Here is a 22630-nt window from a genome sequence, read left to right on the forward strand (position 1 = left end):
TCTTTTTGCGTGAGGCTCGTCCGATGAAGCACCGCCGTATGCAAAGTACGCGTTTGCACGATCCCGCCTACAATCGAGCGACACCAAGATTCGCATCGATCCTCATCACAGGCACATCTCCATGCAAAAACGAGCACTTATCATCGGCGCGACGGGTATTGTCGGCGGCAATCTCGCGGAACATCTTCTAACGCTCGACGACTGGCACGTAACCGGTCTTTCGCGCGGCCGCTCGGCCTTGCGCGAAGGCGTCGAATCCGTGACCGCCGACCTGACTTCAGCGGAGTCGGTCAGCGAAGCACTCAACGGGCAGCACTTCAGCCACGTGTTTTTCACGGCATGGGCGCGGCAAGCCACCGAGAAAGAAAACATCCGCGTGAATGGCGCCATGGTGCGACATGTACTCGATGCGCTTGGACCCACCGGCAAGCTCGAACATGCCGCGCTCGTGACCGGCCTCAAGCACTATCTCGGCCCGTTCGAAGCATATGGTAAAGGCAAGGTGCCGCTCACGCCGTTTCGCGAGGAACAAGGGCGGCAGGACGTCGACAACTTTTATTACGAGCAGGAAGACAAGGTCTTTGAAGCCGCGAAGAAATATGGCTTCGGCTGGAGCGTGCATCGGCCGCATACGATCATCGGCTTTGCGCTCGGCAACGCCATGAACATGGGCGTCACGCTTGCCGTGTACGCGACGCTTTGCAAGGAAACCGGCGCACCGTTCGTGTTCCCCGGTTCACCCGCGCAATGGAACAGTCTCACGGACATGACCGATGCACGCCTTCTGGCGCGTCATCTCGAATGGGCATCGACTTCGCCCAATGCGCGTAACGAAGACTTCAACGTGGTCAATGGCGATGTCTTCCGCTGGAACTGGATGTGGTCGCAGCTCGCGGAATACTTCGACATCGAGGCCGCGCCGTTCGATGGCGAAACGCGTCCGCTCGAATCGCGCATGCAGGACGCGCCGCGTTTGTGGGCCGATATCGCGGCGCGCTTCGGTCTTATCGAAGCGAACGTGGAGAAGCTGGCTTCGTGGTGGCATACCGACGCCGACCTTGGCCGGCCAATGGAAGTGCTCACCGATATGACCAAGAGCCGCAAAGCCGGATTTCTCGACTATCAAAGCACGCCTGATTCATTCTTTGAGTTGTTCGAGAAGTTGAAGGCGGCGAAGGTTATTCCTGGCTGAGGCTCGTACATGGGGCAGACCATCGAGACGGATGGCCTGCCCTGTGATGTTGCCGCCGCTGGCGACGCCAGCGCTTCCCGCAGACGCGGCAATCGTGCATTCCACGCGTTCGCGAAGAATCACGCCGCAACTGCTCGACCGCTTACGAATGCGCGCTCGCCGCACCGCCTTCGGTCACACGCGATGCACTCACATCTTCGCGTCGAATCGCTCTTGCGAACACCGGAATGAGCGCCAGTCCAAGCACGGACGCACCGAGAATCACCATGAAACCCGAATCGCTGCGGCCCGTGATGGTCTCGGTCATACCGAACAGATACGGCCCGACAAAACCGCCGATCAGCCCGACGGTGTTGATGAAAGCAAGCCCCGCCGCCGCCTGAATGCCTTGCAGTCGCTTCATTGCGATAGCCCAGTACGAAGGCAACACGCCGCCCGCGAAAAACGCCGTGACCGCGAGCAACACCATGCGCGCCGCGGGAACAGATGTCGCGACGAACACGCATCCGGCCGCGACGAGTCCCGCCGTCAGAATGCCGAGATACACGCAGTCGTTGCCGTAGCGCCGATGAATGCGCGGCAAGATCAACACGCCCAGCAGAAAGCCGATACCCACGCTGCTCGACAACAAGCCGACGATAAACGGCGTCTTCACATGCATCTGCTGAATCATTGCAGGCGTGAAGAAGTAAAGCCCGACGAACGCCACCTGATTCAAGAAATAGATGAGGCCGATGAGCACGGTCGTCGGCCGCTTGATCGCGGCGAGCCAGTCTTCCGAAGTGAGTTCGGAATGACCGTGCGTATCGATGACGGCGCGTGCTTCCAGCACTTGCGCTTCATCGGTCGAAAGCCAGCGGGCATCGCGCGGACGCTCCGGCAGCTTGAAGTAGAGCAGCACGCCCGCCAGCACGCTCGGGATGCCTTCGATCATGAACATCCATTGCCAGCCGTGCAGACCGCCCATGCCGCCCAGTTGCATCAACGCGCCGCCGAGCGGATTGCCAAGAACGAGTGCAAGCGCGGGCGCCGTGTAAATCCAGCCGACCGCGATAGGCCGGTCGGCGGGCGCGAACCACAACGTCACCATGTACATGAGCGCCGGAAAGAGCCCGGCCTCGGCGATGCCCAAGAGCACGCGCAGCGCATAGAACGACCATTCGCCTTGCACGAACATCATCGCGGTGGAAAGAATGCCCCAGCTCACCGCGATACGCGCGATCCATCGCCGTGGACCCACGCGATGCGCCGCGAGATTGCTCGGCACTTCCAGCAACGCATAGCCGATGAAGAAGATGCCGGAGCCGAGCCCATATGCCGCCGCGCTGATGCCGACATCGGCGGCAAGCTGCGCCTTTGCAAGCGCGACGTTCGTGCGATCGAGAAAGGACATGAAGTAGATCGCGCACATGAGCGGGATCAGCTTCAGCATCGCCTTCTTCGTCGCCACGCGATGCAACGCATCGATACTGTCTTTGACCATGCCGTGGTTCATGTCGTCTCCTGATAAGTCCGCTGCTGTTCTTTTATGTGGCAGCGTTGAGCATGGGATTCAGAGCGTGACTTCGTCACGTCCCTTGAGACCGAGCATTTGCCGTGCATCGGCAGGTGTCGCGATCTCGAACGAAAGCTCTTCCAGAATGCGGCGAATCTTTCTGACCTGCTGCGCGTTCGATTCGGCCTTCACGCCCTTTGCGATATACACGCTGTCCTCCAGACCCACGCGCACATTGCCGCCAAGAATGGCGCTCATGGTGACGAGCGGCATCTGATGACGTCCGGCGCCGAGCACCGAGAAGTGATAGTTGTCGCGTCCGAAGAGACGATCCGCGGTTGTGCGCATGACCGTCATATTCTCCGGGTCCGCGCCCATGCCGCCGAGAATGCCGAACACGGATTGAATGAAGAACGGCGGCTTGACGAGCCCCTGATCGACGAAATGCGCGAGATTGTAGAGATGCCCAAGGTCGTAGCATTCGAACTCGAAGCGCGTGCCCTTGTCGCCGAGTTGCTGGAGGATTCGCTTGATATCCCTGAAGGTATTGCGAAAGATCATGTCCTCCATGCCTTCGACGTAGTCCTTCTCCCAGTCGTAACGCCACGTCGACATCTTCGCGGCGAGTGGATGAATCGAGAAGTTCATCGAGCCCATGTTGAGCGAGCACATCTCCGGCGCGGCATGCAGCGGATAAGCAAGCCGTTCTTCGAGCGTCATGCGCGTGCTGCCGCCTGTCGTGATGTTGATGACAGCGTCGGTCGCCTCCGCGATGGCGGGCGCGAACTGCCTGAAGATATCGGGGCTTGGCGTGGGCCGTCCGTCTACGGGATCGCGCGCATGCAGATGGATGATCGCGGCACCCGCCTCGGCTGCTTCGATTGCCTGATCGCGAATGTCCGCGGGCGTGAGCGGAAGATGTTCCGACATCGACGGAACGTGAGTCGCGCCCGTGACGGCGCACGAAATGATGACCTTGCGGGCCGGATTGCTCATCTGACTATCCTTGTCTCCATTGAGTTTTCATCGGGTCTCGATGCCGCCCGTATCGACGGACGAACTCTTGTGACACTGATAGTAGTGAGATAGCATCTCGTCGAAAAGGTCATTTTCGGACACACGGAAGTCCCGCGAGGACATTGCGAGGAGAGCCATGGCGACGACCCGCCCGCCGCTCAACGAGCGCATCTACGCGCCCTACAAGATCGCCGCGCTGGTCGAGGTGCTGGCGGAACAAGGCATTGCTGTGGCGGACAGTCTGCGCGGCGTGGGCGTGAGCGCGGAGGAGTTGCAAGACGCTTCCGTGCTGACCTCCATCGGGCAATACGCTACCGTTTGCCGGAATGCAGTGGCGCTGTCGTGCGAACCGGCCACGCCATTCAAGGTCGGCGGCAAGCTGCATCTGTCGGCTTACGGCATGTATGGATACGCGCTGATGTCGTGTCTCTCGTTGCGCGACTACTTCAAGCTGGGCGTGCGCTATCACCGGCTCGCGACACCGACAGTCGCTATCGAATGGACCGAATATCCCGACAGAATGGTCTGGACTTTCCCGGATGCATTTATCTCGAGCCCATCGCGTGAACTGCGCGAGTTCATCATCGAACAGCAATACACGCAGCATGTGACGCATCTTCAGGATGTTGCGGGCAGCGTCTGTCCGCCGGTCAAGGCGTGCTTTTCGTATCCTGCGCCCGCGCACGCGGATATCTATCCGAAATATCTCGGCTGCCCGTGCTATTTCGATCAGCCGCAATGCGAGCTCGTCTACGACAGCGCCATTCTCGACCGCAAGCCGCAACTCGCGCACAAGCTCACGGCAGCGCTGCTACAGGAGACGTGCGACCGGTTGATTGGTCAGGCGAAGACATCGAGCGGTGTATCGGGTGAGGTGTATCAGGTCCTGATGAGCACACCCGGCGTTTTTCCGGGCATGGAAGCGGTCGCCGAATCGATGCATCTCACCACGCGCACGTTGCGGCGTCGTCTGGATGAGGAAGGGACGTCGTTCGTGGCTATCGTAGACGATGTAAAACGTTCGCTCGCACTCGAATATCTGAAGACGACGAAGATGAGCACCGACGACGTCGCGATGCTTCTCGGCTTCAGCGATGCGGCGAACTTCCGCCGCGCGCTCAAGCGGTGGACGGGCAAAGGGCCTGGCGAGCTGCGACGATAAATACATTACGGACACGTTCGCACTCTGCCGGTGCACTACTCACTCAAAGCTTTCCCTTTTAGTTCGGTTACCTAAGGTGTAATCTGCAATTCCATTCGAGGCCTTGCAACCCGAAGGCCTTCGTCTTCGGACCACGCTTCGGTCCTGAACTCGTGAGCAACCGCGAGGCAAAGATCATGGACGCAGACAATAAACCGGTCGGACATCAAGACCGGCTCGGTCCGGTAATCAGCCTTCTCTACGATGCCGCGCTCGACGACGCTCAATGGGCCGGCGTGGCTTCGGCCATTGCACGAGCGTTCGACGCCACGAGCGGTGTGCTCAAGACATGCGGCGGTCCTCGCGGTCCAAAGCTCGCAAGCGTGACCGACAATCTGCGTGTCGCGCCGAACGAACAGGCCTGGGCGGATTACTGGCATCGGAACGATCTATGGGTCGAACACTCCGCGCGGCTTCATCCGGGCGAAGTATTCACGAGCCAAAGCCTCATGCCCGATACGCAATTCGAGCGCACTGGCTTCTATCAGGACTGGACGCGGCGGCTCGATATTTATCATATGGTTGGGGTGCTGTTTCCCGTTGGCAATGGTGAGACAGGTGTGCTTGGCGTGCATCGGCCGCTTTCCGCAGGGCGTTTCGTAGAGAACGATCGTCAGGAACTGGGCGTGTTGTTTCCGCATGTGCGCCGCGCGCTCGGCTTGCGCGAACGGTTGCGCGACACCGCGCTCGCACAACGCGCGGCAGTGGATGCGCTCGATTGCATCGAGACCAGCGTGCTCGTGGTCGATGCATCGTGCATGGTCTTGTATGCGAACCGCGCTGCCGAGAATCTACTGGCTTCGTCATCCGAGATTCGCACGCATGCACGGCGCGTGTGCATGAACAGTCCCGCATTGAACAGCCGGCTTGCAAAGCTGATACGCGACGCCGTGCAAACCTCGAACGGCGCGGCTCACGCGGCTGGCGCGGCGCTCGCCGTGCCACGGCAAGGCAGATTGCCGCTCACCTTGCTCGTGGCGCCGTGGCGTGCCAATTGGGCGTCGGCGGATGTGTCACGCCCAGCGGCGAGCGTTTTCATTCGCGATCCTGAGGTTTCCGGGGATTCCGCCACACGCACGCTTCGGGACCTGTTCGGACTGACGCGCGCGGAAGCGGCAATAGCGGTCGCTATCGGCGAAGGACAATCGCTCGATCAGATTGCCGCCACGCTCGGCGTCGGGCTCGGCACCGTGCGCTCGCATCTGAAGAAAGTGCTTTCCAAGACCGGCACCAGCAGACAAGGCGCGCTTGCCGCACTGGTGGCCCGTAGCGTCGCGAGCATTTCGCCTCATCCGTAAGCCCTCACGCATCTCCTATTTGGGAGACGACTGCCCGCCCCGTCCGCCGTAGATTCATAGCGTCTCGCGTTCCGAGCGCGTCATTCACGACCGAGCGCGATCACGAGATGGCCGCCCTGTTCTGGGTGAGCCGCCCTGCGTTTTCATGCTGGCGCGACGAATCGTATCGCGAGGAGACCATGCATTACGAGCGGCCCGCGTCGGTTGATCGTCGCGTGGTCTTCGTGCTGTACATCCTTCATAAGATGCGGATACCAGGGCAATTCATCAGTCATTTGGGAGAGCGAACATGGTTACCGCCCGGAATATGGCGCGCGCTGGCGTCGTAGCAAGTTCGTTGTCGTTGCGCCGCACCGGCGTCGTTCTCGCCGGCTTCTGTTGTGCGACGCTCGCGCCCGAGGCCTTTGCCGACGGCCTCAATTTCGGCCAGATCATGAACAGTCTGCGTGGCGGCGGAGCGAACCTTCATGTGCAACCGCTCGTCAACGCAGCGAAGGGACAATACGAGAAATACGAAGCAAAGGCGCAGTGCGACGACGTAAAAACGTGGCTCACATCCGGACCGCTTCCCGCTGGCGGCGGTGGCATGAGTGCGGCGCAATCGCCGCAATCGGACCCGGCCGTGACAGCGCTGATTCAGGACGCGCGCTTTGCTCCCGTGTTCGGCAAGACCTACGATCAGATAGACCCGAAGATGCTGACGGAGTACACCAGCAAGATCTTGCCGCACTGTTTCAGCACGACCGGACCGCTCGCATCGATTCCGCCCGATCAGAAGGCCGCCGCCACTCGCGCGATGACTTCTTTCCGCTATAACAGCAATCTGCGCCTGCTCGCGCAGTCGCGCGCCGCGACTGGCGGACTCACGGAACTCGCGACGGAAGCGGAGTCGCTCAAAGCCGATGAAACGGGCCACGCGCGTTTGATCGAGATCGAAGCATCGGCGCAAAAGATTCTGCCGCAAGCACCCCGCGCCGAGCGCGATGAGTTCGCGAAACGCATGACGGTTGTCGAACAACGCGTGGCGATACCTGTCGAGGACGCGCAGACGGCGCAGGCCATCGACAACGCGCGCGGTTATCCCGGCATGGTGGAACTGGCGAAGTTGTATCGCATGCAAAACCGGCCAGCGTTCTCCACGGCGCTCACGACATCGCGCAACGCCGAGATGGCGAAGATCGGCGTCGCGCTCAATCAGTTGGGCACGGCGCAGGAAGCCGTCGAGCGGCAGAGCATCGATGCGCTCGGCACTGGCTTGGCCGGCCTGCAGCAGGGGCGTACGTGGAGCGCGGACTTCCGCCGGCGCTACGACGGCATGGAGCGTGTGCCGAGCGTTCAGAAAACCTACCAATATTTTCTGAGCCGACGCGCCCAGGCGCTCGAAAGCTCGCGAGGAGAAATCGAGCAGCAGATCAGGCACGCTCGTTCGGGCGAGGAGATCGCGCAGATCAAGTCGCGTTATCTGATGGATAGCGATGCCAACGCGCCGGCCGGCGTGGCGATTGCCACAGCGATGGTCGCGCAGCAAGAAGACTTGCGCAAACGCAGCGCGCTCGGCGATGCTTACGAGGCATCGTCCGGCAACGACTCGGCGCGTCCGGTCGCTGTCGCCGATGCACAGCCGCGCGCCACATCGAAGTCATCCGAGCGGGCATCGCATTCGGGCGGCGAACCCACGGCGGCGGAAATGTACGATGCGGTCAACAATCGGGCGCAGGCCATCGCGCGAGGTATCTCGTCGCAAAACGAGCGTTGCCAGCAGGCCGACCGTTCAAGGCTCACGAGCGGCGATGCCATGCTCTGCCTGACCACCATGTTCATGGGCAGCAAGTCGGTGCGCGGTAACGAACCCATGCGGATCGACTCGTTTCAGAAGCTCGGTTGCGCGCCGGCATCGGGCAAGCCGGGTTATGTCTGCGACTATTCGATGAACATATCGGGCGGACCCGCCGATGCCATGCGTGGCATGTTCACGACGCTTGGCAGCGGTGGCGGTGAGACTTCCGAGGCGCGGTTTCTCAATGCGGGCGGCCACTGGATCATGCAGGTGGATGACAAGAAGGAGTAGCAGCCGAGGGCAACGCGTTTCGGCGTTCACCCGTTTTATATCAACACTTAAAACCCAGTCCACCTAAACATACTAGGAAATAATCAACGCGAAACACCGTATTTTCACGGAGATTCCGAGAGAGACCGGTTTTGCCTGTGGCCCACCCCACACGTCGGGGCTTGCGCGGCGCGTATTCTGGGAGCGATGTACTCACGGAAAGGGACGGCCGCCATGACTCAAGCCGATACTGACATTCAGTCGACTTTCCTCGAGACCTTGATCGCCGAGCGAAAAACCGTATGGGTCTTTCTCGTGAGCGGGATCAAGCTGACAGGACTGATCGAATCGTTCGATAAATACGTGCTCGCGGTGCAATCGCCGAACGGCATACAGACCATCTACAAGAACGCGATATCGACCGTTTGCGAACCGCACACGCTCCCGCCCAAACGGACGGACGAACGCGCTTCGATGACGCGCGTCGAGCGCGCGCATCGAAAATAGACCGCAGTACCTTTACGCCGGTCTGACGCCGGTGCCTCGCCCGCGACGCTTCGCTGCAACGGCCGGTGTCACCACGGGCGCTGGCGCCGTCTCGATCACACCGAGCGGCGACGCTGGCGCAGCCAACCCCAGCACCGTGCTCACGCGACTGACGAAAGGCACCGCGAGCTTGCCGTATCCGGCTTCGGTCGCGTGAATTTCGTTTTCCCAATCATTGCTGATGCCCGACGCTTGCGCATCGGCGCGCGTGAGGATGCCTCGCGTATCGATCACATGAAAATTTTGCAACGTGAGGCTCATGCTGATCGAAGCAAGTTTGTCGATGAACGCGTCCGCAATGGCGTTCCAGTCGTTCGCAGGGATCTTATAGTCTGTCAGAGCAGGCAAGAGCCACGGTCCAATTCCCAAACCCGCGCCGCTCGCGCGAGGCGTCGCGTAGTCATAGGTGTGCGTGAAGATCGGCGTATTCGTGTTGTGTTTGCTCTTCGAGCGCATGAAGTCCAGCGCCTTGAATTGCTGCTCCAGATGCAGCCTGAAGGTCTCCCAACCTTGCGCCGAGATGTAGCGATTATCGGCGGCGGCGAGCGGCCCGCCCCATTCGTCGCTCGTGAGAAGCAGTCTTTCGTGCGGCGCGACAGGCACACCGTTGTCGCCGATTGCCGCGACCTGCACGGCATCGATGAGGTCGTTGCCGCCGCCCGAAAGCAAAATCGCGCTCCACGGTTGTTCCTTTGGACCGGCCAGCAGCGAATAAAACAAAGGGTCTCGACGAAGGTCGACCATGTGAGTGAGCGTATCGCCGGGGTCGGCGCAATTCACGGCGACCGCCGCCTGCGCGAACTCCAGGTTTTTTAGCAGATTCGACGAACTCCAATGCTCGACCGTATTGGTCGTGAACCACGAGTCCCCTTGCGCCAGGAACTGCCAGTTGAACGTGCCCACGTCCGGCTCGCCGTGCGCGTTCATCTGCTGCGACTGAATCACTGTCAGTTTGTCCGGCATCGTCTCCCCCGCCCTTTTCGTCATGGAAGCTCAAGGCAGCCGGGACGAACCCGGCGCTCTGAAAGCTTAGGCGATAGGCGACGAACCCTCGCGATTTGCATTCGTCTGCGTACGCAAGCGCACACATTCGCCGATGCCGCGCACCGCTCAGATAGCAGGCCGCCGCTCGCCGAGGCCGCCCTTGCGCTCGATGAGCGCGCCGAGCCGCAAGATCGTGGCTTCATCGAGCCACTTCGCGACCAACTGAACGCCGATCGGCAAGTTCTCCGAGCTGAAGCCGAAGGGCACCGAAAGCGCCGGCAAGCCGGTCAGATTAAACGGTGACGTTGCGCTCATCACATGCGTCCACGGCACCGTCACGCCATTGACCACGAGTTCCTCCGCGCCGTGCGGCGTTGCGGTCATCGGATTCACGGGGCAAAGCAGCACATCGTATCGCTCGAAGAATCCGGCGAACGCAGACCTGAGCGCTTCCGCTTTCGCTTCGGCGCCGATGAAGTCGGCGAACGCAGGGTCCGGCGTCTCGACGATGCCCTTGCCTATCGCGTGCAAGTCGTGCTCGCGGCCTTTCACTATGGCCTTGACGGACGGCACGAGTTCGCCGAAGACAAGCGTCATCAGCGCACTGAGCGGCTCGCCGAGAAACGGCAGGCGTACCTCTTCGACATCGCAGCCGAGATCGGCAAGACGCGCGGCGGCAGCCTTGACCGCGGCGGTGATCTCGGGATCGACCGGGCCGAACGCGGCATCCGATACCCATCCTACCCGCACGGGCTGACCTGCAATCCCGGCACGGTCCGCGTCGGCGTTGCGGGCATGCACGGCGTAACCATCGAAGCCATCGGGGCCTTTCAGAATCGAGTAACCGAGCGCGACATCGCCGACCGTGCGAGCCATCGGCCCGACATGCCACCAGCGCGCGATCACGCCCGGATAATGGCCCGTATAAGGCACGCGGCCATGCGTGGCCTTGAGTGCGGCGATGCCAGTGAACGCCGCCGGCCCGCGCACCGAAATGGCAACATCGCTGCCGATACCGATTGGCGACATGCCAGCCGCGATCGCCGCCGACTCGCCGCCCGACGAACCACCCGGCGTGCGTTCGAGATTCCACGGATTATTGGTTCGGCCGGTAACGAGGTTATCGGTCTCGGTCCACGCCGAGAACTCGGGCAAGTTGGTTTTCATGAGCGGGATGCCGCCTGCGGCCTTGAAGCGCGCGACCGACGTAGCGTCTTGCGCGGGTACGTTGCCGGCAAAGAGCCGCGAGCCGCGCTGCGTGAGCACGCCGGCGGTATCGAGTGCATCCTTGATGGAGAAAGGCACGCCATGCAGCGGCCCGAGCGTGGCGCCGCTCATCACGGCTCGTTGCGCCTGCCTGGCGGCTTCGAGGGCCTGTTCGCCCATTAGCGTCACCACGGCATTCACTTTGGGATTCACGGCCTCGATACGATGCAAATGTGCCTCGATCACTTCGACACTCGACAATTCGCGAGTGCGAATAAGGCGCGCGAGTTCGGTTGCGCTTGCGTAGTGAATGCGGGTTCGATCGTTGGAATTCATCTGATACTCCTTTGATGGTTTTTCGGTGCGTGCGCTTGAGCGTTGCGACGACGATGCAGCGAACGAAGCCAGAGTACATCCATCCGCCAACTCGATTAACATCGCCAGCGTGGATATGAGAAATCGAGGAAACGCATGAATGGCACAGGCTTGCTGGAAGCCGAAACGTTTCTCTTCGTCGCCGAATACGGCGGGTTCGGCGCTGCGGCGCGCGAACTGGGTGTCACACAATCCACCATCAGCCGGCGCATTTCGCTTCTGGAGAGCAGAGTTGGCGTGCGCCTCATCGAACGCACGACACGACACGTCGCATTGACCGATGCCGGCAAGTCCTACGCGAGTGAGTTACGCGACATCCTCTTGCGTCTTCGACACGCCGAAGCGCAAGCGCAACGCGGCGCGGCCGAACCCGAAGGCCTGTTGCGCATCACGATGCCGACCGCATTCGGCCGCGCCTGCGTCATTCCATGTCTTACGCGGCTTGCAAACTGTCATACGCGGCTGCGTTTCGAGGTCGATCTCTCGGATCGCTATGCCGACCTGCTCGAAGGCAATTTCGATGTCGCCGTGCGCCTTGCATCGACATCGCAATCGGGAATCAGCGAGCGGCACATTGCCTCGGCGGATCTTTGCTTGTGCGCGTCGTCGGCGTACGTGGCGATGCATGGGCCGATCACCGAGCCTGCCCAAATCGTCGCGCACGAATGCCTCGCGCTGCAGACCTACGCGCCGCGCACGAGCTGGAATGTCATCTGGCAGGGCAAACGAACCGAGATCAGCTTCACGCCGAAGATGGTCGTGAGCGATCTGTTTGCGCTTGCGGACTTTTGCCGCGCGGGTCTGGGCGTCGCGGTCCTGCCCATGTATGCGATAGGGTCTGCGTTGGCCGATGGCAGTGTCGTCGATGCCGCGCCCGAACTTTCCTTCGTGCCGCTCGAAGTCTTCGCAGCTTACGCGCATGGCCGCGAAAAATTGCCGAAGGTCGCGGCCTTTCTCGAAGCGTTGAACGACATCGGCAGCGTGGGCGCGCCTTTGAAAAAGCGTTGAAGATGCGATTGGTCACGCACGCTTTTGGATGTTAAATTACATCCATTTGGAAGAGAGATAGACACGTCATGCGCAAGTCCCGACAGGAAGCAGCCGAAACGCGCGAACGCATAGTGGAGTCGGCGTCCACGCGCTTTCGTGAGAACGGTATAGATGGCACCGCGCTCGCCGATCTCATGGCGCAAGCCGGCCTCTCGCACGGCGGCTTCTATAAGCATTTCGGATCGAAAGAACAAGTGGTGCTGGAGTCGCTCGAACTGGCGAGCGACACGTTGCGCGAGACCATGTCGTCGGCGCTTACGCGCAAGAGCGGCATCAACGCCGCCGTTGCGGACTACCTTTCGCCGGAGCATCGCGACAACGCGGGCGCGGGTTGTCCGTTCGTCGCGCTGTCGAGCGAACTCGCGCGTTCCAGCGACGAAGTGCGCACTGCCGCGACCGCGGGCATCGAGCGCCTGGTCGAACTGTTCGCCGGTAGTCTCGACGAGCCGCCCGCCGCCGCGAGGAAGCAGGCGCTCGTCATGCTCTCCACCATGATCGGCGCGCTGACACTGGCGCGCATGGTCAACGAGCCAGCGCTATCTGACACCATCCTTCGCGAGGCCAGAAAGGCGCTCGCTCAGTGAGGCATCGTCTGCGGTAGCGGCAGGTTGCGTACGCCAGCCGCCGCCAAGCGCGCGGAATGCGCCGACCGCCGCACGCGCTGCATCGGCGCGCGTGGCATCGAGATCGTCGCGTGCCACGAGCAACTGACGGTCTGCATCCAGCACGTCCGTGAGCGTGATCGCACCGGCCTTATAAGCGCGCTGCGACAAGTCGCGTGCGCGCGTGAGCGCGGCCACCTCGGCATCGAGTTCAATACCCCGGTTCTGCGTTTCGCTCAACGCGACGAACGCGTTCTCGACATCTTCCGCCGCACGCAACACGCTCTGCCGATAAACCGCCAGCGCCTCCGCATTCGCGCCACGCGCCGCCGCGACTTCCGCATCCACCTTGCCGAAGTCGAAGAGACGCCAGCGCAGTCCCGCCGTAATCGCCGGTTGAAACGCGCGCGCCGTGAACAGCTCATGCGAGCCGCCGCTATCGAAGCCGAGCAGACCAGTTAGCGAAAGCTTCGGATAATAGTCGGCAATCGCAGCGCCAATACGTTCATTCGATGCCGCGAGGCGCCGCTCCGCCGCGATCACATCGGGACGTTGACGCAACAGCGCGGTGGCATCGGGCGACGCATCGATGGATGGAATGCCGGGGATATCCGCCGCTGTCGCCAGTTCGCTCGCATACGTGCCGGGCTGCACGCCCATCAGCACGTCCAGTCGATTCAACTGCGCGTTGAGTTGCACACGGAGCGTCGGAACCACGGTGCGCGCTTGTTTGAGCAGTGCATCGGCTTGCGCGACTTCGCGTTCGTCGGCAGCGCCCGCGGCCACACGCAGACGCACGATGTCGAGCAGTCTCGCATCCGTCGATATCTGGTCCTGCGCCACCGCAAGACGTGCCTGAAAGCCGCGCACTTGCAGATAGGCATCGGCGGCATCGGCGGCGACTGTCACGCGTGTGCCGGCCTGCTCGGCCTGCGCGGCTTCTTCCTCGCGCGTGGCGGCGGCCGCATCGCGACGCAGACCGCCTGCCAGATCGATTTCCCAGCTTGCCGCCGCGCCTACCGTGTATTCGCGCTGATCGCGGCTATAGCCAGGGAAAGTGCGCGCAAGCGAGCCGAGCGGGCTGACGAGGCTTTGATGCTGCGCGCTCGCCGATGCATCGAGGTCCACCGTCGGCAACAACTGCGCGCCCGCCGATGCCGCCGCCGCCCGCGCCTGCTGTACCCGTGCGAACGACGCCGCGAGATCGAGGTTCTGCGACAACGCGCGCTCGACCACGGTGACGAGCATGGGATCGTCGAAGCCGGTCCACCAGGTATCGAGCGGTGGAGCGGTCTTGCCGGTTTGTGCGGGCACGTGCTGCAGCGGTTGCAGGGCCGTTTGAGGCGTGACGTAGTCGGGGCCGACCGCGCAACCGGCAAGCGCCGCGAATAACGTCGATGACGCAATCCATGTGAGCGATGGCTTCATCATGCACGCCCCTTGCCGAACCGGCGAATGAATACATAGAAGGCTGGCGTGAAGAGCAGACCGAAGCCTGTCACGCCCAGCATGCCGAACAACACGGCGGTGCCGAGCGACTGCCGCATCTCCGCGCCCGCGCCGGTTGCCACGGCCAACGGCGCGACGCCGAGAATGAACGCGAAAGAGGTCATGAGAATGGGCCGCAAACGGGTACGCGCCGCATGCACCGCAGCGGTGACGGCGGACACGCCCTCGTCTTCCTTCTGCTTCGCGAACTCGACGATCAGAATCGCGTTTTTCGCCGCCAACCCGACAAGCACGACGAAGCCGATCTGCGCGAGGATATCTATCGGCATGCCACGCAACGAAAGCCCGGTGACTGACGCGAGAATACACATCGGCACGATCAGCACGATGGCAAGCGGCAACTTCCAGCTCTCGTATTGCGCCACGAGCACGAGGAACACGAAGAGCGCCGCCGCGCCGAACACGACGAGCGTGGGCGTGCCGCGTTGTTGCTGTTGATATGCAAGCTCGGTCCATTCGAAGCCGATGCCCTGCGGCAGCACCTGATGCGCAAGCTCTTCCATGCGATGCAGCGCGGTACCCGTTGCCACGCCCGGCGCTGCAACGCCCTGCACTTCCGCTGCCGGATAGAGGTTATAGCGCGGCACGCGATACGGAATCGTGCGGTCTTCCAGATGCGCAACGGTTCCTATCGGCACCATATCGCCGGCCTGATTGCGCGCCTTCAACCGCGTAATGTCCTCACCTGTCCGCCGGAAACGCCCGTCCGCCTGCACGATCACTTCATACGTGCGCCCCAGATAGTTGAAGTCGTTCACGTATTGCGAGCCGAGATAGACCTGCAAGGTGGAGAACACATCCGTGGGCGTCAAGCCGACCTTTTGCGCCTTGACCCGGTCGATGTTCGCGAACACCGATGGCGAGCCCGCATTGAAGAGCGTGAACACGCCCGCGAGATTCGGATCTCGATTGGCCGCCGCGACGAGTGCGTTCGCGGCCTTCACGAGCGCTTCCGGTCCAAGGCCGGCACGATCTTCGAGCATCATCTTGAAGCCGCCTGCATTGCCGATTCCTTGCACCGGCGGCGGCGGAATGGTCAACACGTAAGCGTCCTTGATGACCGAGAGGCGCTTGCGCATATCGGCGAGTACGGTGTTGGCCGTCACGCCCGGCAGCGAGTGGCTATAGAGCGAAGGCAAGCCTGAAAACACCGTGCCAGAATTCGATGCCACCGTGAGCGTGGTTGCATCGAGCCCGACGAAGGGCGCTACGTGCTCGATACCATGTGTCGACAAGATGATATCGATGGCCTGACGCACGACCTTCTCAGTGCGTTGCAGCGAGGAACCTGGCGGCAACTGCACGACGGTAATCAGGTAACCTTGATCCTGCTCGGGGATGAAGCCCGTCGGCGTGCGCGCGAATTGCAGCGCGGTCAATCCGATGAGCGCGACATACACTGCAAGCACCACGGTCAACCCGCGCACGAGCCTTCGCGTGACGTTACCGTACCCGAACGAAAGGCGCTCGAAGCCGCGATTGAAGCGCGCAAAGCCGCCGTGCATGATGCGCGAAGCCCAGTTCGAACGCTCGGCATCGTGTTCGCTATGCGGCTTGAAAAGCACGGCGCACAGTGCCGGACTCAGCGTGAGTGAAACGAAACACGAGATCACCGTCGACGCCGCGATGGTCACTGCGAACTGCCGGAAGAAAAGTCCCGAGATGCCGCTCAGAAACGCCGATGGCACGAACACCGCGCACAACGTGAGCGCAATCGAAAGCAGCGCACCGCCCACTTCGTCCATCGTGCGATGCGCGGCTTCCACAGGCAACATGCCCGCGCGCATGTTCCGCTCGACGTTCTCGACGACAACGATGGCATCGTCCACCACGATCCCCACCGCAAGCACGAGCCCGAACAGCGAGAGGTTATTGAGCGATATCCCGAATGCCGCAAGCACGATGAAAGAGCCGAGCAACGACACGGGAATGGCCACCACGGGAATGATCGTCGCGCGCCAGTTCTGCAGGAACACAAAGACCACGGCCACCACGAGCAGGATCGCAACGAAGATGGTCGTCACGACTTCATCGACGGACTTGCCGATGAAGATCGTCGGGTCATAGATGATCTTGTAGTCGAGACCCGCCGGAAAGTCGCGCTTGAGTTCACGCATCTCGCCGAGCACGGCCTTCTCGACCGCGAGCGAGTTCGCGCCGGGTTCGGCATAGATGAGCAAGGTCGACGCATCGCTGCGATCCATGAACGCGGTCGAACCGTAATCCGCCGCGCCCACTTCCACGCGGCCGATATCGCGAATACGCGTGATGCGCCCCTGTCCGTCCGACTTCACGACGATATCGCCGAACTGCTCCGGCGTGGCGAGACGCCCCAGTGCCTCGACGTTGATTTGATACGCCTCGCTGTTGCCCGATGGCGGCTGGTTCAGCACGCCCGCGGAGACCTGCAGGTTCTGCGCACGCAGTGCCGTCAGCACTTCGCTTGCAGTGAGGTTGCTCGCCGCGACACGGTCGGGGTCGATCCAGATGCGCATCGCGTATTCGCGTGCGCCCTGGAACTGCACATCGCCCACGCCCTGAATACGTGCGAGCGCGTCCTTCACATGCAGCGTCGCGTAATTCGAGAGATACAACGTGTCGCGCAGCTTGTCGGGCGAATAGAGATGCACCGCGAGCAGAATGCTCGGCGTGGACTTGCGCACTTGCACGCCGAGTCTTTGCACGTCTTCAGGCAAGCGCGGCAAGGCATCCTGCACGCGGTTCTGCGTGAGCATCTGCGCAACGTTCAGATCGGTGCCGATGCGAAACGTGACCGTTACGGTGAGCCTGCCGTCACCGGTCGACTGGCTGCCCATGTAGAGCATGTTTTCGACGCCGTTGATCTGCTGTTCGAGCGGCGTCGCTACCGTACGCGCGATCGTCTCCGCCGACGCACCCGGATACGATGTCGTCACCTGCACGGTCGGCGGCACGATCTCGGGATACTGCGCAACCGGCAGCACGTACATGGCGCCGAGTCCGATCAACGTCAGGAAGGCACTGACGACCGTCGCGAATCGTGGACGGTCGATAAAGAAGTGAGCAATACGCATGAGTGTGTCGTTCCGCTATTTCGATTGCGCTGTCTGCGTGGTCCGCGTCGTCTGCGCGTCGTTTGCTTCGTAGCGGACCGCACCGTCGCGCGTAGTCACCTTCGAGCCGGGCGCGGCGAATGGCAGACCATCCACGATCACACGGTCATCGCGTGTCAGTCCCGCACGGATCACGCGCAAGCCGCCGCGCATCTCGCCGATCTCCACACGCTTGGGCGTGACGGTGCCGTCGTTTGCAACGGTCATCACGACATGCTCGGATTGATCCGGCAACACGGATGCATCCGGCACCAGCAAGGTCGCCGCGGGATGCGCCACGGCAAGCCGCACGCGCGAGAACTCGCCGGGCGTGAGCCGCAAGTCGGCGTTCGGCACGGTGGCGCGTGCATGGATGGTGCCGCTCGCGCGGTCGATCACGTTATCGAGGAAGTCGAGCGTGCCCTGACGCGAATAGTCCGCGTCCGTGCCCTCGCCGGAGGCCAGCTCGACCCTGTTCGCAAGCGGCCCTTTCGTATCCGCGCGATAGCGCGAGAACGACTGAAAGTCAGACTCGCTCATGTCGAAGTCGAGATAGATGGGATCGAGCGAAACGAGCGTGGCGAGCAGCGTGGTGGGGCTCGTCGCCGCGCGGCTGCCCGCGATCAGATTGCCCGCCGACACCAGGTGCCTGCCAATGCGTCCGGTGAACGGCGCGAAGATCTTGCAGTGATCGAGATCGAAGCGCGCGTCGCGAATCTGCGCGGCGGCATCGTCCAACGCGGCCTCTGCGCCATGCAGTTCGGAAGTGCGTTGTTCGACGCTTTGCCGCGTGCCGGCATCGCCTCGCTGCAACTCCTGCGCGCGCTCCAGTTCCTGCTTCGCAAGCACGAGACGCGCTTGCGCGGTCTGCTGCTGCGCCTTTGCCTGAGAGAGCCGAATCTCGTACGGCACGGAATCGATAGTGAAGAGCAGATCGCCTTTGCGGACGACATCGCCATCCTTGAAGTGGATGCCCGTGAGCGTTCCGCCCACTTGCGCGCGAAGCTCGACCTGATCCACAGCCGAGAACTGACCGAGAAACCCTAAGCGCGTATCGAGGTCGCGCACCACTGGCTTGCTCACGGTCACGTCATGACGAGGCGGTGCGGCTTGCACACTTGCGGTGCTTCCGGCATTGCGATGGTTGATGTAGAACCATCCGCCGCCTATGGCCAGCATGGCTGCAATGGCGATCCACGTGGCGGTGCGGCGCCGGGCTGGCGGACGATGGCTTTGCCCCGCCTCTGCCTCGTCATCGAGTTTTGCTTTCGTATCCACCTGCGTTCACCTCAAGAGAATTGGGATCGTCCGCCGAGCGCCGCTCGGGAAGACGTGTCCCGTCCGGCTCGTTTGGATGTCAACCATCGTCTAAAGGCGTTTAGATTACGTATACAATCTTATTGGTCAAGCGTTTTCAATAGTCGCAACCGGAATATGAAAAACGGAACGTGCGCAAGCTTCGGCCGGACAAGGCTCTGCGGGATTGTTCGCGCGCCGTGTCATGTGTGTTCAGACAGAGCGATTTATGCGGCGAATGCCGTGCTGTAGTGTGGCGAGTGTTGGCTCTCGTCATGGAGCCGTCAACGGTTGCGGATAGAGGTTGTTTCTCGTCCGCTTTGCAGGCATCGATGGGTGGACTCCTCCAACCCCCGCCCTTTGCTGCCGGAGCGCACGGCATTGCGCCGTGCGCTTTTTTTTGTTCAGTACTGCAGGCCCAGGCTTGCCGACCAACCCCGGATGTTTGGTCCGAACAAATAGCTCACGCCTAGTTTCACGCTGGTTCCACCCTGAGTTTTGGCGCTCAACGGAGTCAGCAAGCCGAGGCCGACTTCGGCAACAGTGGAAAAGCCGAGCGCACTTCGGTTCGCGCCGAAGAAGCCGCCGTAGCCGCTGCGCACGAACCAGTCGAGCTTGCGCTCGAACACGCTGAGCGATGTCGGCCGTGCATATTCCACACGCAGCGAGTACACGCCGGCGGTTTCCCGAAAGCCCTCGAGTCCCGGCGATTCATCGAAGGTCGAGATCCACGACCATGCAATATGTGCCTTGACGCTGAGGCTTTGCTCGTCCTGCTCACGCATCCATTCGATGCCGGCGTTCGGCGTGACGAGCCATGCATTCGTATGCCAGTTGAAGAGCACGCCATCGGTGAGTGAACTCAGCGGCTTCGCGGAGCCTTCGTAGCTGGCGCCGTTGATGAGGCGCGCGAGTCCGGCATCGATGGCGGGCGTGAGTGTGAAGCCATAGCCGAGCTTCTGGCGCAACACTACGCCGCCGCCCAGGCTGAAAGCGGACCATTTGCTTCCGATACTGCCCGCTCCGGGCGATGGCGAATCCACTGGCAAGGTCGCGCGATTGGAAAGATAGCCCGCGGAAACACGCCAGAAGATATCGCTTCCGGGTGTGATCGTGGCGAGCTTCGACTCAAACGGCACGCGAAAGATGTCGATGGTGGGCTTGATGCCCGCATTGGAGAGGTCGAAGTGAGCGGAATTGATATCCGGCGTGGCGGCGAGATTCAGCAGTTGCGCATAGCCCGAGCCGAGCCGGACGCCCGCGACCTGATCCGCGACCGACTGCGCAAACGCGACCCGAGGCATGGCCACGCTCGCAAGAACGCCAGCAACGATGCAACCGCCAAGAGGCATTCGACGCACGCTCGGGCTCCTTCGGGCTATACGTCGCATCATCGCACAGCGGCGCGCTTGTCACGTGACTATCAGGCGATGCGTTGCATATACGCCGGCAAGTCGGGATCGGGCAAGACCGCCAGCACTTTCAAGCGCTGCAGCGTGCGCTTCTGTCCGGCGCGAAGATGTTGCGTGAGCGCATCGGCGGCAGCCTGCGCATTGCCCTTCAGAAGAAGACGAACGACCTCGCGATGCTCGCTCAACATACCCGCTTCCGGATGCAGATTGAAGGCATCGTAAAAGGCATGATTGACGATGAGCGGCATGTGCGCATGACCGATGGCCGCGCGTAATTTGCGGTTGCGCGAAAAACTCAGCAAGCTGTCGTGCAGCGTGGTTTCGATGCGATAGAGCGCTGCGGCATCGACGGAATCGGGCAGTGCAATCGCACGCTCGATCTCAACCAGCGCCGCTTCCAGTTGCGCGCGTGACAACGAAGGCGCGCTTGCCAGCAGCGCAGCAGGTTCGAGCAACACGCGCAACTCGTAGTCTTCCGCCACGGCACGCGCGGTAAGCGGTCCACATAGCCAATGCGAATACGCCGACTTCTCCACTAACCCGCGATCGCGCAAACGGTTGAGCGCCTCACGCACCGTGCCGCGACTCACGCCGAACGCTTCGGCCGCGTCGCTTTCGTCGATCCGAAAATGTCCGAACACGATGCCAAGCGAAATCACGCCTTCGAGCGCGTCGTAAATGCGCTCGCTATTCGAGGGAATGTCGAGCGGCTCGGGCGGGCGGTCGAAGCCGAGCGCATCTTCGGAAAGCGGCGCACGTAGCGGCTCCGGCACGCCGCCGTCGGGATGCGCCACGAGATAACCGCGTCCGTCGAAGGTATGCAATAGGCCGCCCGCATGCAGCATCTCAAAGGCCTTTCTCACCGGCACGCGGCTCGTGCCGAAGATACGCGCGACGGGACCTTCGAGCAGCACGAGACCCGGCGCGATATTGCCGAGTGCAATCGCGGTCTTGAGATGATCGTGAATCAACCGGTAACGCAGACGGCTGTCCGGTTCGATAGAGTCGACCGATGCCATCGATGCGTCTGCCGTGTCCTCTGCGTCTGCGAGAGGAGCGGTGGTTCGGGAAGCGCTTGCGCGTCTTGTCATCGTTGAACGAACTTCGCTGTCAGGACCGCATGAATTCGGTCCAGCGGCGTACGAGATAGTTATGCTCGTCCATCACCGAGTCCCACACGGCGACCCGGCTCATGCGCGAGACGTAGTTGCCGCCGTCGCGCATCTGTCCGGCAGGCACGAGATGCTTGCGCGTCGGGCCGGGAAGGTCCTTGGGCGCTTCTCTGCCATCGTACCAGTACGCCCATTCCGCGTCGCTCATGTGCTCGCGCGAACGCTCCGGGTTCGAGATATAAAAGCCCTGACGCGCCATGGTCGCGCCTGCCCATCCTTCGAGCCACCAGTTGAGATATTCGTAGGAGGCATCGAGCATGCGTCCATGCGCGAGCCGCGATATACCGATACCGCCGAACCAAGCACGATACCCCTCACGCGGCCGCGCGAGCCGAAAGCGCAAACCGGCGCGTTCGAGTTCGACCGTCGCCGGCGACCAGATGCTTTGAATCACGACCTTGCCCGCGATCATCAATTGCGCGGCTTCGGCGAAGCTCGACCAGAAGCCCGCGAAATGACCGCGCCGTTTGAAGTCGATGAGCGCGGCGATCAACGCATCGATCTCTTCGATACTCAGGTTGCCGATATCCTCGAAGCGCATCAGCCCGCAGGCTTGCACCGCCAGCGCGGCATCGATCGCGCCGATGGCCGCATCCGCCTGCAGCGCGACGCGTCCCGCAAGTTCGGGCGCAAGCAGCCATGCCCAGCTTTCCTCGCCTGCAAGAAGCGAAGGCGGCATGGCATCTTCGAGGTAGACGAAGCTGTCCGCATTGTGCGTGAGCGGCAGCATGCTGATGCGTTTGCTCGGCTTGCGCGCAAGCGATCCGTCCGTCTGCACGAAGAGGCGGTCGGCGGGCACGCAGCCCACGCCATTGCTCAAATTGCGTCCGGTATGTCCGGTGCGCGCAAGTGTGTTGACCTCGTCCCAACGACGAATGCGCGCGACATCGATAGGCTGCAACGCATGCGCGGGCCACAGGCATTCGATGCTATGAAACCATTGATCGTAGAGTTCGTAGCGGTCCGGGTGCATCACGCCTTCGCGCTGCACACTCGAACCGTCATCGACGATGAAGCGCAGTTTGATACCCAGGTCCTGCTCCGCGCGCTTGCGCAGATGTTCCTGTAGCGTGACGGATGTGCCGAGCACGCGCAGCTCGACCTTCGACGGATGCACGGCGGGCGCTTGTGGACCGGAGAGATTCGAGCGGACGGGA

At 61.9% G+C, this 22630-nt stretch carries 17 protein-coding genes; 7 read left to right on the top strand and 10 right to left on the bottom strand.

Features of this window, described 5'->3' with window-relative positions:
* The first annotated feature begins 121 nt into the window (after positions 1-121).
* The gene (locus ACYQ47_RS12565; RefSeq protein ID WP_459905553.1) at positions 122-1192 is read left to right on the top strand and encodes an SDR family oxidoreductase; all 1071 of its coding nucleotides are present in this window, start codon (positions 122-124) and stop codon (positions 1190-1192) included.
* A gap of 142 nt (positions 1193-1334) precedes the next feature.
* On the opposite strand, the gene ACYQ47_RS12570 is transcribed toward ACYQ47_RS12565, so the two are convergent.
* A complete protein-coding gene (locus tag ACYQ47_RS12570; RefSeq protein ID WP_309846091.1) occupies positions 1335-2687 on the bottom strand; it encodes an MFS transporter in 1353 nt (450 codons plus the stop codon).
* A gap of 57 nt (positions 2688-2744) precedes the next feature.
* Positions 2745-3683: a beta-keto acid cleavage family enzyme gene (locus ACYQ47_RS12575; RefSeq protein WP_459905555.1), complete on the bottom strand. Its 939-nt coding sequence runs from the start codon at positions 3681-3683 to the stop codon at positions 2745-2747.
* A gap of 157 nt (positions 3684-3840) precedes the next feature.
* On the opposite strand from ACYQ47_RS12575, the gene ACYQ47_RS12580 reads away from it, so the two are divergent.
* From ACYQ47_RS12580 to hfq, 4 genes are all read left to right on the top strand, one after another.
* Positions 3841-4866 (top strand): AraC family transcriptional regulator ligand-binding domain-containing protein, encoded by a 1026-nt coding sequence (locus ACYQ47_RS12580; RefSeq protein WP_244831722.1) that lies wholly within the window; start codon positions 3841-3843, stop codon positions 4864-4866.
* A gap of 176 nt (positions 4867-5042) precedes the next feature.
* Entirely contained in the window at positions 5043-6203 is a 1161-nt protein-coding gene (locus tag ACYQ47_RS12585) for a helix-turn-helix transcriptional regulator (protein WP_459905557.1), read from the top strand.
* Positions 6204-6492: 289 nt separating this feature from the next.
* On the top strand, positions 6493-8271 hold the full coding sequence (locus ACYQ47_RS12590; RefSeq protein WP_459905559.1) for a hypothetical protein: 1779 nt from the start codon (positions 6493-6495) through the stop codon (positions 8269-8271).
* Between the two features lie 213 nt (positions 8272-8484).
* Positions 8485-8757: an RNA chaperone Hfq gene (hfq, locus tag ACYQ47_RS12595; RefSeq protein ID WP_250469659.1), complete on the top strand. Its 273-nt coding sequence runs from the start codon at positions 8485-8487 to the stop codon at positions 8755-8757.
* Between the two features lie 12 nt (positions 8758-8769).
* Here the strand turns inward: hfq and ACYQ47_RS12600 are convergent, their stop codons facing one another.
* Positions 8770-9783 carry a hypothetical protein gene (locus ACYQ47_RS12600; protein ID WP_244831727.1) on the bottom strand — a complete coding sequence of 338 codons (1014 nt, stop codon included), beginning with the start codon at positions 9781-9783 and terminating at the stop codon, positions 8770-8772.
* 123 nt (positions 9784-9906) lie between these two features.
* Positions 9907-11322 carry an amidase gene (locus tag ACYQ47_RS12605; RefSeq protein WP_459905560.1) on the bottom strand — a complete coding sequence of 472 codons (1416 nt, stop codon included), beginning with the start codon at positions 11320-11322 and terminating at the stop codon, positions 9907-9909.
* A gap of 135 nt (positions 11323-11457) precedes the next feature.
* Between ACYQ47_RS12605 and ACYQ47_RS12610 the strand changes: the two genes are divergently transcribed.
* A complete protein-coding gene (locus tag ACYQ47_RS12610; RefSeq protein ID WP_459905562.1) occupies positions 11458-12369 on the top strand; it encodes a LysR family transcriptional regulator in 912 nt (303 codons plus the stop codon).
* 68 nt (positions 12370-12437) lie between these two features.
* Positions 12438-12995 (top strand): TetR/AcrR family transcriptional regulator, encoded by a 558-nt coding sequence (locus tag ACYQ47_RS12615; protein WP_244831730.1) that lies wholly within the window; start codon positions 12438-12440, stop codon positions 12993-12995.
* Here the strand turns inward: ACYQ47_RS12615 and ACYQ47_RS12620 are convergent.
* From ACYQ47_RS12620 to ACYQ47_RS12645, 6 genes are all read right to left on the bottom strand, one after another.
* Positions 12948-14444, bottom strand: coding sequence for an efflux transporter outer membrane subunit (locus ACYQ47_RS12620; RefSeq protein WP_459905563.1), 1497 nt, complete (start codon positions 14442-14444; stop codon positions 12948-12950). The two genes, ACYQ47_RS12615 and ACYQ47_RS12620, sit on opposite strands and share 48 nt — an antisense overlap.
* Positions 14441-17575, bottom strand: coding sequence for an efflux RND transporter permease subunit (locus ACYQ47_RS12625; RefSeq protein WP_250494960.1), 3135 nt, complete (start codon positions 17573-17575; stop codon positions 14441-14443). Before ACYQ47_RS12625 ends, ACYQ47_RS12620 begins: the two co-directional genes overlap by 4 nt.
* Positions 17576-17590: 15 nt before the next feature.
* Positions 17591-18871 (bottom strand): efflux RND transporter periplasmic adaptor subunit, encoded by a 1281-nt coding sequence (locus ACYQ47_RS12630; RefSeq protein WP_459905566.1) that lies wholly within the window; start codon positions 18869-18871, stop codon positions 17591-17593.
* A 422-nt stretch (positions 18872-19293) separates the two neighbouring features.
* Complete coding sequence (locus ACYQ47_RS12635) at positions 19294-20250, bottom strand: hypothetical protein (protein WP_309965283.1); 957 nt, start codon at positions 20248-20250, stop codon at positions 19294-19296.
* Between the two features lie 62 nt (positions 20251-20312).
* Positions 20313-21320 (bottom strand): GntR family transcriptional regulator, encoded by a 1008-nt coding sequence (locus ACYQ47_RS12640; RefSeq protein WP_250469667.1) that lies wholly within the window; start codon positions 21318-21320, stop codon positions 20313-20315.
* A gap of 91 nt (positions 21321-21411) precedes the next feature.
* The gene (locus tag ACYQ47_RS12645) at positions 21412-22590 is read right to left on the bottom strand and encodes an ABC transporter substrate-binding protein (protein ID WP_459905921.1); all 1179 of its coding nucleotides are present in this window, start codon (positions 22588-22590) and stop codon (positions 21412-21414) included.
* Positions 22591-22630 lie beyond the last annotated feature (40 nt).

It is taken from the genome of Caballeronia sp. HLA56 (assembly GCF_054655155.1).